The sequence below is a fragment of the Pseudooceanicola profundus genome (assembly GCF_054919315.1).
The window spans coordinates 1,643,542-1,657,516 of the sequence record NZ_CM142898.1; the positions used below are offsets into that span (position 1 = coordinate 1,643,542).

General features: G+C 66.1%; 11 protein-coding genes and 1 pseudogene. 4 read left to right on the forward strand and 8 right to left on the reverse strand.

What is annotated here, in order from left to right; genetic code table 11:
* Window positions 1-176 precede the first annotated feature (176 nt).
* The 5 genes from dnaA to mutM form a co-directional block, all read right to left on the reverse strand.
* On the reverse strand, window positions 177-1,577 hold the full coding sequence (gene dnaA / locus ACX9MO_RS07530) for a chromosomal replication initiator protein DnaA (RefSeq protein WP_462214096.1): 1,401 nt from the start codon (window positions 1,575-1,577) through the stop codon (window positions 177-179).
* Between the two features lie 519 nt (window positions 1,578-2,096).
* Window positions 2,097-2,360 carry a 30S ribosomal protein S20 gene (rpsT, locus tag ACX9MO_RS07535; RefSeq protein ID WP_222490933.1) on the reverse strand — a complete coding sequence of 88 codons (264 nt, stop codon included), beginning with the start codon at window positions 2,358-2,360 and terminating at the stop codon, window positions 2,097-2,099.
* A gap of 182 nt (window positions 2,361-2,542) precedes the next feature.
* Window positions 2,543-3,943, reverse strand: coding sequence for a dihydrolipoyl dehydrogenase (locus ACX9MO_RS07540; protein ID WP_462214097.1), 1,401 nt, complete (start codon window positions 3,941-3,943; stop codon window positions 2,543-2,545).
* Between the two features lie 144 nt (window positions 3,944-4,087).
* A complete protein-coding gene (locus tag ACX9MO_RS07545; RefSeq protein WP_222492928.1) occupies window positions 4,088-4,864 on the reverse strand; it encodes an enoyl-CoA hydratase in 777 nt (258 codons plus the stop codon).
* 64 nt (window positions 4,865-4,928) lie between these two features.
* Window positions 4,929-5,780 carry a bifunctional DNA-formamidopyrimidine glycosylase/DNA-(apurinic or apyrimidinic site) lyase gene (gene mutM, locus ACX9MO_RS07550; protein ID WP_462214098.1) on the reverse strand — a complete coding sequence of 284 codons (852 nt, stop codon included), beginning with the start codon at window positions 5,778-5,780 and terminating at the stop codon, window positions 4,929-4,931.
* An 84-nt stretch (window positions 5,781-5,864) separates the two neighbouring features.
* On the opposite strand from mutM, the gene ubiE reads away from it, so the two are divergent.
* The 4 genes from ubiE to ACX9MO_RS07570 all read left to right on the forward strand — a co-directional run bounded on the left by ubiE (window position 5,865) and on the right by ACX9MO_RS07570 (window position 11,042).
* Complete coding sequence (gene ubiE / locus ACX9MO_RS07555; RefSeq protein ID WP_462214099.1) at window positions 5,865-6,608, forward strand: bifunctional demethylmenaquinone methyltransferase/2-methoxy-6-polyprenyl-1,4-benzoquinol methylase UbiE; 744 nt, start codon at window positions 5,865-5,867, stop codon at window positions 6,606-6,608.
* A 4-nt stretch (window positions 6,609-6,612) separates the two neighbouring features.
* Window positions 6,613-8,145, forward strand: a complete 1,533-nt coding sequence (ubiB, locus tag ACX9MO_RS07560; protein WP_462214100.1) for a 2-polyprenylphenol 6-hydroxylase — start codon at window positions 6,613-6,615, stop codon at window positions 8,143-8,145.
* 129 nt (window positions 8,146-8,274) lie between these two features.
* Window positions 8,275-10,374: a YjbH domain-containing protein gene (locus tag ACX9MO_RS07565; protein WP_261397984.1), complete on the forward strand. Its 2,100-nt coding sequence runs from the start codon at window positions 8,275-8,277 to the stop codon at window positions 10,372-10,374.
* A complete protein-coding gene (locus tag ACX9MO_RS07570; RefSeq protein ID WP_222490928.1) occupies window positions 10,371-11,042 on the forward strand; it encodes a YjbF family lipoprotein in 672 nt (223 codons plus the stop codon). Before ACX9MO_RS07565 ends, ACX9MO_RS07570 begins: the two co-directional genes overlap by 4 nt.
* Window positions 11,043-11,071: 29 nt before the next feature.
* Here ACX9MO_RS07570 and ACX9MO_RS07575 read toward each other — a convergent pair whose 3' ends face one another.
* From ACX9MO_RS07575 to ACX9MO_RS07585, 3 genes and pseudogenes are all read right to left on the reverse strand, one after another.
* Window positions 11,072-11,761 carry a flagellar hook capping FlgD N-terminal domain-containing protein gene (locus ACX9MO_RS07575; RefSeq protein ID WP_462214101.1) on the reverse strand — a complete coding sequence of 230 codons (690 nt, stop codon included), beginning with the start codon at window positions 11,759-11,761 and terminating at the stop codon, window positions 11,072-11,074.
* A gap of 14 nt (window positions 11,762-11,775) precedes the next feature.
* A complete protein-coding gene (fliK, locus tag ACX9MO_RS07580; protein ID WP_462214102.1) occupies window positions 11,776-12,390 on the reverse strand; it encodes a flagellar hook-length control protein FliK in 615 nt (204 codons plus the stop codon).
* 472 nt (window positions 12,391-12,862) lie between these two features.
* Window positions 12,863-13,975 (reverse strand): annotated as a pseudogene (locus ACX9MO_RS07585) (FHIPEP family type III secretion protein); the annotation flags it as partial.

Sequence of the window (13,975 nt, forward strand, 5' to 3'; positions counted from 1 at the left end):
CCCGATGCGCCACAAGCGTTTTTTCCACTTTTCCGCCGGATCGGGGACAGCGTCAAGGCGCTCGGCACATGGGCCGGGCGCCTGACGCTCGGGATTGCAGATTTTGAGGGGGACCGGCGCCTTCAGCGACATCCGGGGCCGGGTCAGTGCCGGGGTGCGCCGGACGCGGAAGGCCGTCAGGCCTCCAGCGCGCGGCGCAACATCTCGAGGTCTTCCGCGACCTGCCCGTCCTGCACCTTGAGCTCCTCTATGCGGCGCACCCCGTGCATCACGGTGGTGTGGTCGCGACCACCGAAGCGGCGCCCGATCTCGGGCAGAGAACGCGAGGTCAGTTGCTTGGACAGGTACATGGCGATCTGGCGCGGGCGGGCGAAGTTGCGTACCCGCTTGGGCCCGATCATGTCGCTGAGACGGATGTTGTAGTGCTCGGCCACGCGCCGCTGGATCTCCTCGACGGTGATCTTGCGCTCGGAGGCGCGCAGCACGTCGGCGAGGCAGTCCTGCGTCAGGTCCATGGTGATCTCGCGGCCCACCAGCGAGGCAAAGGCGAAGAGACGGGTCAGCGCGCCTTCCAGCACGCGGACGTTGGTGCTGATGCGATGCGCGAGGAATTCCAGCACGCCGGGCGCGATGGCGAGGCCCGGATACTGCTTGCGGAAGCTCTCGGCCTTGGACTGCAGGATGCCGAGGCGCAGCTCGTAGTCGGTCGGGTGCAGGTCCACGACGAGGCCGCACTGAAGCCGCGACTTGATCCGGTCCTCGAGGTCCTTGATCTCGCCGGGGGCACGGTCGGCGGAGATGATGATCTGCTTGTGCTGATCGACCAAGGCGTTGAACGTGTGGAAGAATTCTTCCTGCGTGCTGTCCTTGCCGGCGATGAACTGGACGTCATCGACCATCAGCACATCGACCGAGCGGAAGAGCGACTTGAAGTCCATCATCTTGCGTTCACGCAGGGCCTGCACGAAGCGGTACATGAACTGCTCTGCCGAGAGGTAGACCACGTTCAGCTGCGGGTTCGACGTGCGCAACTCCCATGCGATCGCGTGCATGAGGTGCGTCTTGCCGAGGCCGACGCCGCCATAGAGGAACAACGGATTGAAGGTCACCGGGCCGCCTTCGGCCACGCGGCGTGCGGCGGCATGGGCCAGTTCGTTCGGCTTGCCGACGACGAAATTCTCGAACGTGAAGCGCGGATCCAGCGGGGCGGGCGGGAGAAGCTCTTCGCGGGGGTCGGCCGCGAGGCTTGCGGGCGCTGCCGTGGCAGAGGCGGCCGTGGCGGGGGCTGCGGCCTGGGTTGCGCTGTCGGACGGGCCCGGCTTCGCAGCGGTGTTCGCGGCGATCACGGTGAATTCCACACGGCGGATCGAGGCGTTGCATGCCGAGATCTCGCCAAGGATCTTGTCGCCAAAGTTGCGCGAGACATAGTTGCCCGCGAAGGACGTCGGCGCGCCGATCACTGCCACGCCATCGCGGGTGGCAGCCAGTTCCAGCGGCTCGATCCAGTTGAGAAAGTTGTTTTGCCCGACGGAGTCACGCAGCTTCTGCTTGACTTCGCCCCATTGTTCTTTCGTCATTTTGCCCCCAAGCGTTTATTGTCCGGCGGTACAAACGCCCGCAGCCGGTTCGGGCACGACCTGGACTGCCGAGGGATTTCAGAACGAAAACCACACCCGTCACGCCAAGCAGCAGCAAGGCGCGGCACTGGTGACCTGCCCAATCCCCCCACGGGATGTGCAGGCAAATGTGGTAGCCTGAACGACGAAGCTCTCAGAGGTACTCAACAGCTTGGCAGCTCGCCCTCTGGTTGCATCGTCTTGGCACGCTCATCGGATACGGTGTGAACGCCCAAGCCCAAGACACCCAACGCAGGCTGGTTATTCACGCTATCTGGCCTGTAAAGACCTGCCGTATCCCCCCAAGGCGACCGGAATCGCAAGATCGAAGTTAGCAACCGGTGCGGGAGGTGAGCAACCGCAACAACGCGCTTGACTCACACCGGTGTGAAAAGAATCTCCGGCCCGCACAAAACCGCCACACCAACAAAAAAAGGCACCGCCGAAGCGGTGCCTTTCTAACTCAACGGCTTAACCGGATCAGGCGATGGCCTTCACGCGCGCCGTAAGACGCGACATTTTCCGGGAGGCGGTGTTCTTGTGGAACACGCCCTTGGTGACGCCGCGCATCAGCTCGGGCTGAGCTGCCTGCAGGGCGGTTTGTGCCGCGTTTTTGTCGCCGGACGAGATCGCCTCTTCCACTTTACGCAGGAAGGTGCGGATCCGCGAGCGGCGCGCCTTGTTCACTGCCAGACGACGGTCGGCCTGGCGGGCGCGTTTCTTGGACTGAGGCGAATTTGCCATGGACGTTCGTCCCCTTTAGGGTTCGGTGTAATCTGAAGCCGCGTCTTTAGGGCCGACTCGTCAGTGAGTCAACACATACGGCCAGTGTTTCTTGCCGAAATGCGCAGGAATGCGCCCTCGGCGGTTGCAGGCGGGGGTTTGCACCATCCCGCCGCCCGCGTCAATCGTCTCTCCTCGTCCCCTCAGTCGCCGGGATCGCGCAGATCCTTGCGGTGCCACGGCGCGGGCTCGCCGACCTTCCGGCAGATCTCCCGCAGGGCGCCGCGCATCCCCTCCTCCAGCGTCGGGTGATAGAAGGGCATCTCCAGCACCTGCCCCGCCGACATGCCGCATTCGATGGCCCAGGCCAGCAGGTGCGCCAGATGCTCACCGCCGGGCGCCACGAGGTCCGCGCCGGTCAGCCGCCCGTCGCGGCGGCGGGCATGAATCCTCAATAAACCATGGGCTTCGTTCATCACGCGGGCCCGGCCCTGGTCCCCGTAGTCCGCGGTTCCGGTGACGGTCTCTGGGTCGCCCTCCTCTGGAAGTACGCCCACGGTGGCACAGTCCGGCCGGGTGAAGGTCACCGCCAGGGCCACTTTCTGACGGCGCGCCGCGACCTCGGGAAACTGCGCCGCATTGCGCCCCGCAATCGTGCCTTCGGCCGAGGCCTCATGCAGCAGGGGCCGCGCCCCATTTGCATCACCCGCGATGAAAATCGGCTGGTCTCCGCACTGCTGGGTGTCGGGATCGAAGAGCGGAACGCCCTTTTCGGTGAGCGTGAGTCCTGTGTTTTCCAGCGCGAGTCCGTCGAGATTCGGGGGCCGCCCGGTGGCGACGAGAATCTTTTCGAAGACCGCGCTCTGCCCGTTCCAGCCGAGTCGCACGCCCCCGGCCTCGAGCGTGACCTCGGGTTTGACCCCCATGTGCAGCGGAAATTCCCGCTCCAGCGCGTCGCGCAGCACCGCGCCCGTCGGCTCCGGCAGCCCGGCATAGGAGGTCGCCGCGTCGAAGACCGCCACCCGCACGCCCAACCGGGCGAAGGCCTGCGCCAGTTCCAGCCCGATGATTCCCGCGCCGATCACGCCAAGGCTCTCCGGCAGGTCCTCCAGCTCGAAGACGTTTTCGTTGGTCAGCAGACGGTCGCCCGCCACGCGGTAGGGCGGCGGCACGAAGGGGGCGGAGCCGGTAGCAATGACGACGGCTTTCGCGCGAACCCGGTCCCCGGTGTCGAGCGCCAGCTCTCCCGGCGCGGTGAAGGCGGCGCGGGCTTTCAGGGTCACACCGTCGGGCAATTCCGCGATCGTCTTGCGCACGCCCCCGGCGAACGCGTCGCGCAGGTGCCGCACCCGGTTCATCACGGCGGAGCCGTCGATGCGCGGCTCTGCATGCACCCCGAGCGCCCCGGAGGACCGCGCCACATGCGCCGCCTCCGCCGCGGCGATCAGCAGCTTGGAGGGCATACAGCCGTCGTGGGCGCAGGTTGTGCCCTTGAAATCCGGGTCGATCAGCAGGGTCCGCGCGCCGTTCTTGCGGGCGTGGCTTTCGGCGCTCAGCCCGGCGGTCCCGGCGCCGATCACGGCAACGTCGCAGTCATGGAGCATGGCAGGTCCTTTCCAGCAGGGTCCTCCGTGACCTATGCCGAATTGGCGCCGCGTCATCCCCTCCCGACCGGGCCCTCCCGACCGGGCGGGCAGAAACGACAAAGGCCGCCCGAAGGCGGCCTCGATCTCGCATCCTGCGCCCGATCAGCGGTCGCGGAACTGCGGCTCGCGCTTTTCCATGAAGGCGGACATGCCTTCCTTCTGGTCCTCGGTCGAGAACAGCGCGTTGAACAGACGGCGTTCAAAGAGCAGGCCTTCGGAGAGGGTCGCCTCGTCGGCACGGTTGACGGCCTCCTTGGCGGCCACGACGCTGATCATGCTCTTCTCGGCGATCTTGGCCGCGGCGGCCATCGCCTCTTCCTTCAGCTGCTTCAGCGGCACGACGCGGCTCACGAGGCCCGAGCGTTCTGCCTCTTCGGCATCCATGAAGCGGCCCGTGAGGATCATGTCCATCGCCTTGGCCTTGCCGACGGCACGGGTCAGACGCTGGGTGCCCCCGATGCCGGGAATGACGCCGAGGTTGATCTCGGGCTGGCCGAACTTGGCGTTGTCGGCGGCAATGATGAAGTCGCACATCATCGCCAGCTCGCAGCCCCCGCCGAGGGCGTAGCCCGAGACAGCGGCGATGACCGGCTTGCGGGTGCTGCAGATGGCATCGGCCTCGGTCGCGAACAGATCGCCGACGAAGACGTCGGTGAAGCTCTTCTCGGACATCATCTTGATGTCGGCGCCGGCGGCAAAGTACTTCTCCGCCCCCGTCAGCACGACGCAGCGCACCTTGTCGTTGGTCCTGATCGAGGTCAGGAAGTCCGCCAGTTCGCCAAGCAGAACATCGTTCAGCGCGTTCATCGCGTCCGGTCGGTTCAGTTTTACCAGTGCGACGTGGTCTTCTATTTCGACGATGATCGTCTCATAGGCCATGAATTCAGCTCTCATCCGTTACGGCTAGGCACGATTCCCTAGCAGGTTCGGACTGTGTTTCAAGCTATCTTTGGCATTGCGGGCAGTAGAAGGACGACCGCCCGGACTGCACGATTCGAGCCACCACCGCCCCGCAATCCGGTGTCCGGCAGGGCAGGCCCTCGCGGCCGTAGACATCGAAATTGTGCTGGAAATATCCAAGCTCCCCATCGGCTTGGCGGAAATCCTTGAGCGAGGAGCCGCCCGCCGCGATAGCCTCTTCCAGCACCTGCCGGATGATCGGCACCAGCGCCTCGATCCGCGCCCGACCTATCCTTTTGCATAGGCGCGCCGGGTGAATTCCGCCACGGAACAAGGCTTCGCAGACATAGATATTGCCAAGTCCGGCCACCACGCGCTGATCCAGCAGCGCCGCCTTGATCGGCGTGCGCCGCCCCGCCAGCCGCTCGGCGAGGTAGGGCCCGTCGAAGGTGTTTCCCAGCGGCTCGGGCCCGAGACCCGAAAGCAGCTTGTGCCCCGCCTCCGCGCCCGTCGCCATCAGGTCCATCGCCCCGAAGCGGCGCGGGTCGTTGAAGGTGATCCGCGCACCGGAGCCCATGTTCAACACGACGTGATCGTGTTTCTCGGGGGCCGGATGATCGTGAACGAAGCGCCCCAGCGGATCGCCCGAGACCAGCATGCGCCCCGACATCCCGAGGTGGATCAGCAGCGTCTCACCGCCCGACAGATCGGCAAGGATGTATTTCGACCGGCGCCGCAGGGCCAGCACCCGCTGGCCCGTGAGCCGGTCTGCCATGCCTTCGGGGAAGGGCCACCGCAGGTCGGGACGGTTCACCAGCGCCTCGGAAATCACCTCGCCCTCCATCACGGGGGCAAGGCCGCGGCGGACGGTTTCGACTTCTGGCAGTTCCGGCATCTTGTCCTCTCGCGGGGTCGCGTCGCATTGCAGCGGCGGCGCAGCGCCCTATAAGGAGGGGCAGGCCACAGAAAGCGCAAGGGCATGAACGAGAAAACCACTCACTTCGGCTTCCAGGACGTTCCGGAAAGCGAGAAGGCAGGGCGCGTCAAGGGCGTGTTCGGCTCCGTTGCCAGCAAGTACGACGTGATGAACGATGTCATGTCCGTCGGCATCCACCGCATCTGGAAGGACGCGATGATGGACTGGCTGGCCCCCCGGCCCGGCCAGACGCTGCTGGATGTGGCGGGCGGCACCGGCGACATCTCCTTCCGCTTCCTCGACCGCGCGGGTCATGGCCATGCCACCGTGCTGGACCTGACCGAGCCGATGCTGGTCGAAGGCCGCAAGCGCGCCGAGGCGGCCCAGATGGCCGACAGCCTCGACTGGGTCGTGGGCGACGCCATGAACCTGCCCTTCGACGACAACACCTTCGACGTCTACACGATCTCCTTCGGGATCCGGAACGTGACCCGCCCGCAGGAGGCCCTGAACGAGGCCTTCCGCGTGCTGAAGCCCGGTGGCCGGCTGATGGTGCTGGAGTTCTCGCAGCTGCCGAACCCGGCAATGCAATGGGCCTACGACCGCTATTCCTTCAACGTGATCCCCACCATGGGCAAGATGATCGCGAACGATCGCGACAGCTACCAGTACCTCGTGGAATCGATCCGCAAATTCCCGGACCAGGAGACCTTCCTTTCCATGGTGCGCGCCGCCGGGTTCGAGAACGCCAAGTACCGCAACCTGAGCATGGGGATCGCCGCCCTGCATTCCGGCTGGAAGATCTGAGCGGATGCGCGGCCCGCACAACATCTGGCGGCTGGTTCGCACCGGCGCCACCTTCGAACGCACCGGCGCCATGGGCGAGGTGCTGGACGCCATGGATGCGCCGCCGATCCTGCGCACCGCGGCCCGGATCGCGGGCTGGCCGTTCCAGTGGCTGGGCCTGAAGGGCGATCCGGCAATGCCGCCTGTCACCCGGGCGATCACCGCCCTTGGGCCGGCCTACATCAAGTTCGGCCAGATCCTCTCGACCCGTCCCGACGTGGTGGGCCCCGAGATGGCGCAGCAGCTGCGCGTCCTGCAGGACAAGCTGCCCCCCTTCCCCACCGAGACCGCCAAGGCCGTGATCGAGGCCGAGTTGCAGCAGCCGGTGGACGAGGTCTTCTCGGAGTTCAGCGCCCCGGTGGCCGCGGCCTCCATCGCGCAGGTGCACCGCGCCCGCCTCGCCGACACCGGCGAGGAAGTGGCCGTGAAGGTCCTGCGCCCAGGCATCGAACGGGCCTTCCGCAAGGATATCGACGCCTTCTACTTCGCCGCCTCGATCATCGAATTCCTCGCCCCCTTCTCGCGCCGCCTGCGGCCTTCGGAGGTGATCAAGCATTTCGACGGCGTGGTGCAGGGCGAGCTCGACTTCCGGCTCGAAAGCGCGAGCGCGAACCAGTTCGCCTCCAACACCGCGCATGACGAAGGCTTCACCCTGCCGCAGGTGAAATGGCACGAAAGCGGCCGCCGCGTGATGACCATGGGGTGGGCCGAGGGCCTGCCGCTGGGGGACAACGAGGCGCTGGATGCCGCTGGCCTCGACCGCGTGGCGATTGGCGAACGGGTGCTGCAACTCTTCCTCAAGCACGCGCTGCGCGACGGCTACTTCCATGGCGACATGCACCAGGGCAACCTGAAGGTCGCGCCGAACGGCGATATCATCGCCTATGACTTCGGCATCATGGGGCATATCGACGAATACACCCGCCGGGTCTACGCCGAGATCCTCTATGGCTTCATCCAGCGCGACTACCGCCGCGTGGCCGAGGTGCACTTCGAAGCCGGCTACGTGCCCGCCGACCGGGACGTGGACGAATTCGCCCGTGCCCTGCGCGCCGTGGGCGAGCCGATCTTCGGCATGGACGCCACCAAGATCTCCATGGGCAAGCTTCTGTCCTACCTCTTCGAGGTGACGGAACGCTTTGGCATGGAGACCCGGATCGAGCTGATCCTGCTGCAACGCACGATGGTCGTGGTCGAGGGCGTGGCCCGCTCGCTGAGCCCGCAGATCAACATCTGGGAAGTCGCCCAGCCGGTGGTCACTGACTACATCACCCGCAGCCTCGGACCGCGGGCGGCGCTGCGCGACCTCGCGCAGACGGCACAGGTCATGGCCCGCTTCGGTCCGCGCCTGCCCGGTCTCGTGGAACAGGCGCTGATGAAGCAGGTGTCAGAGCAGACGCCGCCGCCGCGCCGCCGCTGGCCGGGGCTGATCGCAGCCGCGCTCGCCGGCATGGCCATCGGCGCGGCGATTGCCCTCGCCGTGGCAGAGATGCTCTGAACCGGAGTGCATCGGCGCAATTTTGCGACACAGGCCGTTGAAAATCCGGCCGTGCCACGGCGCGGCTATGAAACCCGGGCGGCATTCCCTAGTGTCGCAAAAAAGAAGTCCTTTGCAGGGAGAGACATTTTGAACGCGCGCAATCTGCTTGCCGTTCTGGCGGTCATGGGCGCTTCCGCTCCGGTCGCAACGCAGGCCCAGACCACCCAGCTCACCAACATGTTCGGCAACCCCGGCGGGCTGATCGACATGCCCTCTGCTGAAGTGGCCCCCGACGGTGAACTGGCGACGACCCTCAGCTATTTCGGCGGCTCGTTCAAATCGACCCTGTCCTTCCAGATCCTGCCTCGGGTCAGCGGCTCGTTCCGCTACACCGGGATCGACGGGCTCGATTCCACCGGGTTCGACACCTACTACGACCGCAGCTTCGACATCAGCGTCCTGCTGCTGAAGGAATCGACCAGCTGGCCGGCGCTCTCCATCGGCCTGCGGGACTTCCTCGGCACCGGGCTCTACGGGGCGGAATACATCACCGCCACCAAGGGCTTCATGGACGGGCGCCTGCGCGTGACCGGCGGCCTTGGCTGGGGTCGTCTGGGCGGCACCAATACCATCGGCTCCACCGGCACCCGCCCGACCGAGATCCTCGGGCAGGGCGGTATCCCGACCTATGACCAGTGGTTCCGCGGCGATATCGGCGTCTTCGCCGGCGTCAGCTACGCGGCCACCGACAGGCTGACGCTGAAGGCGGAATATTCCTCCGACGCCTACGAGCTGGAGACCGTCACCAACGACACCTTCGACCGCAAGTCCGACTGGAACGTCGGCGTCGACTACCAGGTGACCGATTACCTCAGCCTCGGCGGTTACTACATGTACGGCAGCGAGCTGGGTGTCTCGCTCCGCATGGCGCTGAACCCGCGCAACCAGGGTGTCGCCGGTGGCGCCGAGACCGCCCCGCCGCCGGTGCGGCTGCGCGCGCTCTCCTCCGTCGATGACCTCGGCTGGTCCGAGGTGGCCTCGCAGCAGAACGGCTACAAGTCCGAACTCGCCGACGAGTTGAGCGGCTATGGCATCTACCTCGAGGCCGCGACGCTGAAGCCGCGCCAGGCCATCGTGCAGATCCGGAACGAGCGCTACGACATCGAATCCCAGGCCATCGGCCGTACCGCGCGGGTCATGTCCCGCGTGCTGCCGGGCTCGATCACCAGCTTCACCATCGCCCAGAACGTGAACGGCATGCCCACCGGCTCCGTCACGCTGCAGCGCGCCGACATCGAACAGCTGGAGATGTCGCCCGCCGAAACGATCCGCGAGAAGGCGGTCTTTGCCTCCGGGCTGGCCGCCTCCGAGGCCGCCGTGCTGGACGAGACCTATCCCCGCCTCGACTGGAGCTTCGGCCCCTTCCTGCGGCTCGGCTTCTTCGACGTGAACAACCCGCTGCGCGCCGACCTCGGCCTGCGGGCCCGCGGGGCGCTCTTCCTGACCCCCGGCCTCGTGGTCTCGGGCTCCGTCACCTCGAAACTGGCGGGAACGCTGGACGAGATGAGCAGCCCGAACACCGGCACCGTCAACGGTGTGCCGGTCGTGCGCTCCGACAGCTCGCGCTACCAGACCGGGCCCGATCCGCGGCTCGAGACGCTTTATGCGTCGCAGTACCTGCAGTTCACGCCCGACGTCTATGGCCGCCTCACGGCCGGTTACCTCGAACAGATGTATGCCGGCGTCTCCGCCGAAGTGCTCTGGAAACCCGAGGACTCGCGCCTCGGGATCGGGGTCGAGGCCAACTACGCCAAGAAGCGGGACTATGATGGCGGCTTCGGCTTCCAGGACTATGACGTCTACACCGGCCACGTCTCGGCCTATTACGATATCGGCTGGGGCTTCCACGGCCAGGTCGACGTGGGCCGCTACCTCGCCGGCGACTGGGGCGCGACCGTCGCCATTGACCGCGAGTTCGACAACGGCTGGACCATCGGGGCCTATGCCACCAAGACCGACATCTCGGCCGAGGACTTCGGCGAGGGTTCCTTCGACAAGGGTCTGCGCTTCACCGTGCCGCTGGCCTGGGCGCTTGGCACGCCGAGCCGCCGCTCGAGCAACTTCTCGATCCAGTCCCTGACCCGCGACGGCGGCGCACGCCTGAGCGTGCCGGGGCGGCTCTACGACGCCGTCCGCGACTCGCATGAGCCCGAGATGGCCAAGACCTGGGGGAAATTCTGGAGATGAGCGTGACGCGCAAGTTCAAGACAGCAGCCGCCGCTCTGGTCGTGCTGACCCTCGCCGCCTGTGGCACCACCGAGGGCCGGCAGGAAGCCGTCAAGCGGGTCGTGGCCTCCTTCACGCCCGGCAAGGGCCAGTCGAACCACACCGTCAGCCAGGCCGAGATCCAGGGGGCCCTGCAGCGGTTCAACGGGCCGATGCTGCTGGCACAGGTGCCCTCGCGCAACAGCACCGCCGTGCTGCGGCGGATCGCCTCCAACGGGCCCTACGAGACCTTCATCACCGGCGACCGGCGGACCCTGACCATGGTGGACGGTATCCTCACCGGGACCCGCGGGCTGGGGCAGGACATCATGAACGCCACCGACCGCGAGGTCCGGCAACTGGTGACCACCCGCAAGGGCGGCGTGGCGAACCGGTTCCGCCGCTACCTCGACGCCGAGAACCACACCTACGAGCAGTCCGTCACCTGCTACGTGGAGCGCGCCGGAAGCGAGGCGGTATCGGCCGGCGTCGTCTCGGCCTCGACCACGGTGATGACCGAGAAGTGCCTGAACAAGGAAGAGGAATTCGAGAACACCTATTGGGTCGACGGCAACGGCCTTGTGGTGAAGTCGACCCAGTGGGTCGGGCCCGACAACGGCTATCTCGAGATCCAGTACCTGCGCCGCTGACCGCGCCACCGGCGGGCGCCCGCCGGTGATCACACCGTGTCGACCGGGCGGCGCAGCCCGGTCACATCTTCCATCAGGATGCGCCCGCCGCCCTTCAGCACCAGTAGCAGCGTGCCATTCTGCGACTGGCTCTCCGTGATCAGGCCGTAGGTTTCCATCCGGTCCGTGGCGGCGACCGCATCGTCGATGATATTCTCCAGCTCGAAACTGTAGTAGCCATAGGGCAGCACCGCACCGCTGTCGTCGGTTCCGTCCCAGGTCACCGGATCGGCCGAGACCGGAACCTCGAACCGTGCCATCTGGGTGCCCGATTCGTTGCGCACTACGACGAAGGCCGCCTCGGCCGCGGCCAGCGGGTTCGGGGACAACGTGACCGCGTCCCCCTCCCAGTAGGCGGGTGCGAGGCTGCGCGCCTCCATTCCGACCCAGCCCGATGTCTGGGCGAGGCTTGAGACCGCCATCTGGCCATGCAGGCTCTCCAGCAACTGGTTCGTCAGCACCTGCTGCTCCACCCCCGAGAAGGTGGCGAGCTGCACGGCAAAGTCATCCGCATCTACCGGGTCCAGAGGATCCTGATTGGTCAGCTGCGTGGCCATCATGTTGAGGAAGGTCTGGAAATCCGAACTTAGGATCGCCCCCGCCTGGGCACTTGCGGCGACATTTGCCCCGGTATTCGAGACCTGCTGCGCAGCCGCTGCGCTGGTAATCGCGTCTGTCATGGTCAAGGCGTCTCCTAAAGTCTGAGGTCCAGCCCGGCCTGCACAGCCGGATCGTTCACTGCCGGGGGCGGCGCAGGGTCCATCGCGACCGGTCCAGCAGCCGGGGCCCGCATCCCGTCCGTGCGCTCCTGTCCCGTGTCCCTGTCCCGACCGCCTGCGCTGTCCCCCGCGCCGTCCTGCCGGTCAAAGAGGAGGCGGACGTCCCCGTATCCCTCCTCCTGCAATTCCTTCATCAGCGGGTCCGCATGGCGGCGCATCAGAACAAGTGTCTCCGCGCGTTCCGCCGTGATATGCAGGAAGACACCGCCCTCCATATGATGCACCGCCATCCTCACATGCCCCAGTTCCTCTGGGCGCATCCGCACCTCGACTGCGGTATCCACGACGCTGCGCGCCGCAGCGGCGACCTGCTGGGCCATCTGCCGGACCGCGGCCTTCGGATGGTGCAACAGATCGGCCTGCACCTCGCGCGTCGGAGCGGACATCCCGCGCTCCTCGGGGGCCATCGAAGACGGCCCAACAGAGAGCAACATCTCATCGGGCGCCTGCAGCGCCCCACCATCGCCTGATGCGCCTCCCTCGGCGTTCCTCGCTCTCAGAGCCGCAGCCTCGGGCATCATCTTCGTCATGGGCGATGCCACGGGACGAGAGGAGGCGTATTGCGAAGACCTCAGGTCTTCACCTTCGCCGAAACCTCTGAGACTGATCCCGTCCTGACATCGCCTAGGGGCACTGCACGTCTACCTTGTGAGACCGCCATTCCACTACCAGTGTTCTCAAAAGAGGCCCGGGTCGACGGTGGTTCCGCCTGTTCCATGAAGGAGGATGGCACGTTCGCGGAAGAGGACACTCCGCGATTCACCTCGCGCGTCCTGACGCCTGATGCGATGACGCGCCGCCGTGGCGCACCCGACGCGAGAGACCGAGCCCATTAGGCGACTTTTCGTTTGAATGGGAAAACGCGCTGTACGACCAAGGGAACATCGTATGTCCAGCATTCTGACGAACAACAGCGCGATGGTCGCGCTGCAAACCCTGAAATCGGTCAACAAGTCGATGACCGAGACCCAGAGCCAGATCTCCACCGGTAAACGCGTCGCTGAGGCCTGTCCCGGGGTCCAGCACCATCGACACGAGATCCGGGGCGAACTGCAGGTGGATATCGTCGAGGTCCAGCAGATCCCCCAGCCTGCGCTCGACCGGGGTGTCCTTGACCTCGTCCTCCGGAGCGTCCGAGCTGCGGAGGGGCTGGCGTGCCATCCGCCACGCCAGCCCTCCGAGGGTCAGCGCCCCGATGATGAAGGGCACGAAGGGCAGACCGGGGACCAGCGCGAAGAGCGCGAGAAGCAAGGCCACCGTGGCCAGGGCCGGCGGGTAGCGCCCCAGCTGCGAGACCAGCGCAAGGTCGGTGGCCCCGGTGGCCCCACCACGCGCCAGCAGCAGGGCTGAGGCGATCGAGATGATCACCGCGGGGATCTGCGTCACGAGGCCATCCCCGACCGTCAGAATGGCATAGGTTTCAAAGGCATCGCCCAGCGCCATTTCGTGGACGAAGACCCCCATGACAAGGCCCATGACGAGGTTGAGCAGCGTGATAAGCAGGCCCGCGATGGCATCGCCCTTCACGAATTTCGACGCCCCGTCCAGCGAGCCGAAGAAGGTCGTCTCCTGTTGTTCCCGTTCGCGGCGCGCCTTGGCCTCGGCGTGGTCGATGGCACCGGCGGACATGTCGCTGTCGATCGCCAGTTGCTTGCCCGGCATGCCGTCCAGCGCGAAGCGCGCGCCGACCTCCGCCATGCGGGCGGCACCCTTGGTGATCACCATGAAGTTCACGATCAGCAGCACGCCGAAGACCACGAGGCCCAGGAAGATGCTGCCGCCCATGACGAAATTCGCAAAGCCCTGGATCACATCGCCAGCCGCCGCCGGACCGGTGTGCCCCTCGCCGATGATCAGTTTCGTCGAGGAGACGTTCAGAGACAGGCGCAGCATCAGGGAGGCCAGAAGTACGGTCGGAAAGGCCGAGAAATCAAGCGGACGGTCGATGAAGAGGGTGACGGTGAAGATGAGGATCGCCAGCGCGAAACTGGCCGCCAGCCCGATGTCGAGCACCATGGCCGGCATTGGCAGGATCATCATCACGATGATCGCCATGAGGGCCAGTGCAAGCAGCACCGTCGGCTGGAAGATGGTGGCGAGCGTCAGGCGGGGCAT

Bases quoted from the DNA above. Each gene is read 5' to 3' on its own strand.
- ACX9MO_RS07575 (WP_462214101.1), bottom strand. From the start codon at position 11,761: ATGACAGACGCGATTACCAGCGCAGCGGCTGCGCAGCAGGTCTCGAAT.
- dnaA (WP_462214096.1), bottom strand. From the start codon at position 1,577: ATGACGAAAGAACAATGGGGCGAAGTCAAGCAGAAGCTGCGTGACTCC.
- ACX9MO_RS07570 (WP_222490928.1), top strand. From the start codon at position 10,371: ATGAGCGTGACGCGCAAGTTCAAGACAGCAGCCGCCGCTCTGGTCGTG.
- ACX9MO_RS07545 (WP_222492928.1), bottom strand. From the start codon at position 4,864: ATGGCCTATGAGACGATCATCGTCGAAATAGAAGACCACGTCGCACTG.
- rpsT (WP_222490933.1), bottom strand. From the start codon at position 2,360: ATGGCAAATTCGCCTCAGTCCAAGAAACGCGCCCGCCAGGCCGACCGT.
- ubiE (WP_462214099.1), top strand. From the start codon at position 5,865: ATGAACGAGAAAACCACTCACTTCGGCTTCCAGGACGTTCCGGAAAGC.
- fliK (WP_462214102.1), bottom strand. From the start codon at position 12,390: ATGACGAAGATGATGCCCGAGGCTGCGGCTCTGAGAGCGAGGAACGCC.
- mutM (WP_462214098.1), bottom strand. From the start codon at position 5,780: ATGCCGGAACTGCCAGAAGTCGAAACCGTCCGCCGCGGCCTTGCCCCC.
- ACX9MO_RS07540 (WP_462214097.1), bottom strand. From the start codon at position 3,943: ATGCTCCATGACTGCGACGTTGCCGTGATCGGCGCCGGGACCGCCGGG.
- ubiB (WP_462214100.1), top strand. From the start codon at position 6,613: ATGCGCGGCCCGCACAACATCTGGCGGCTGGTTCGCACCGGCGCCACC.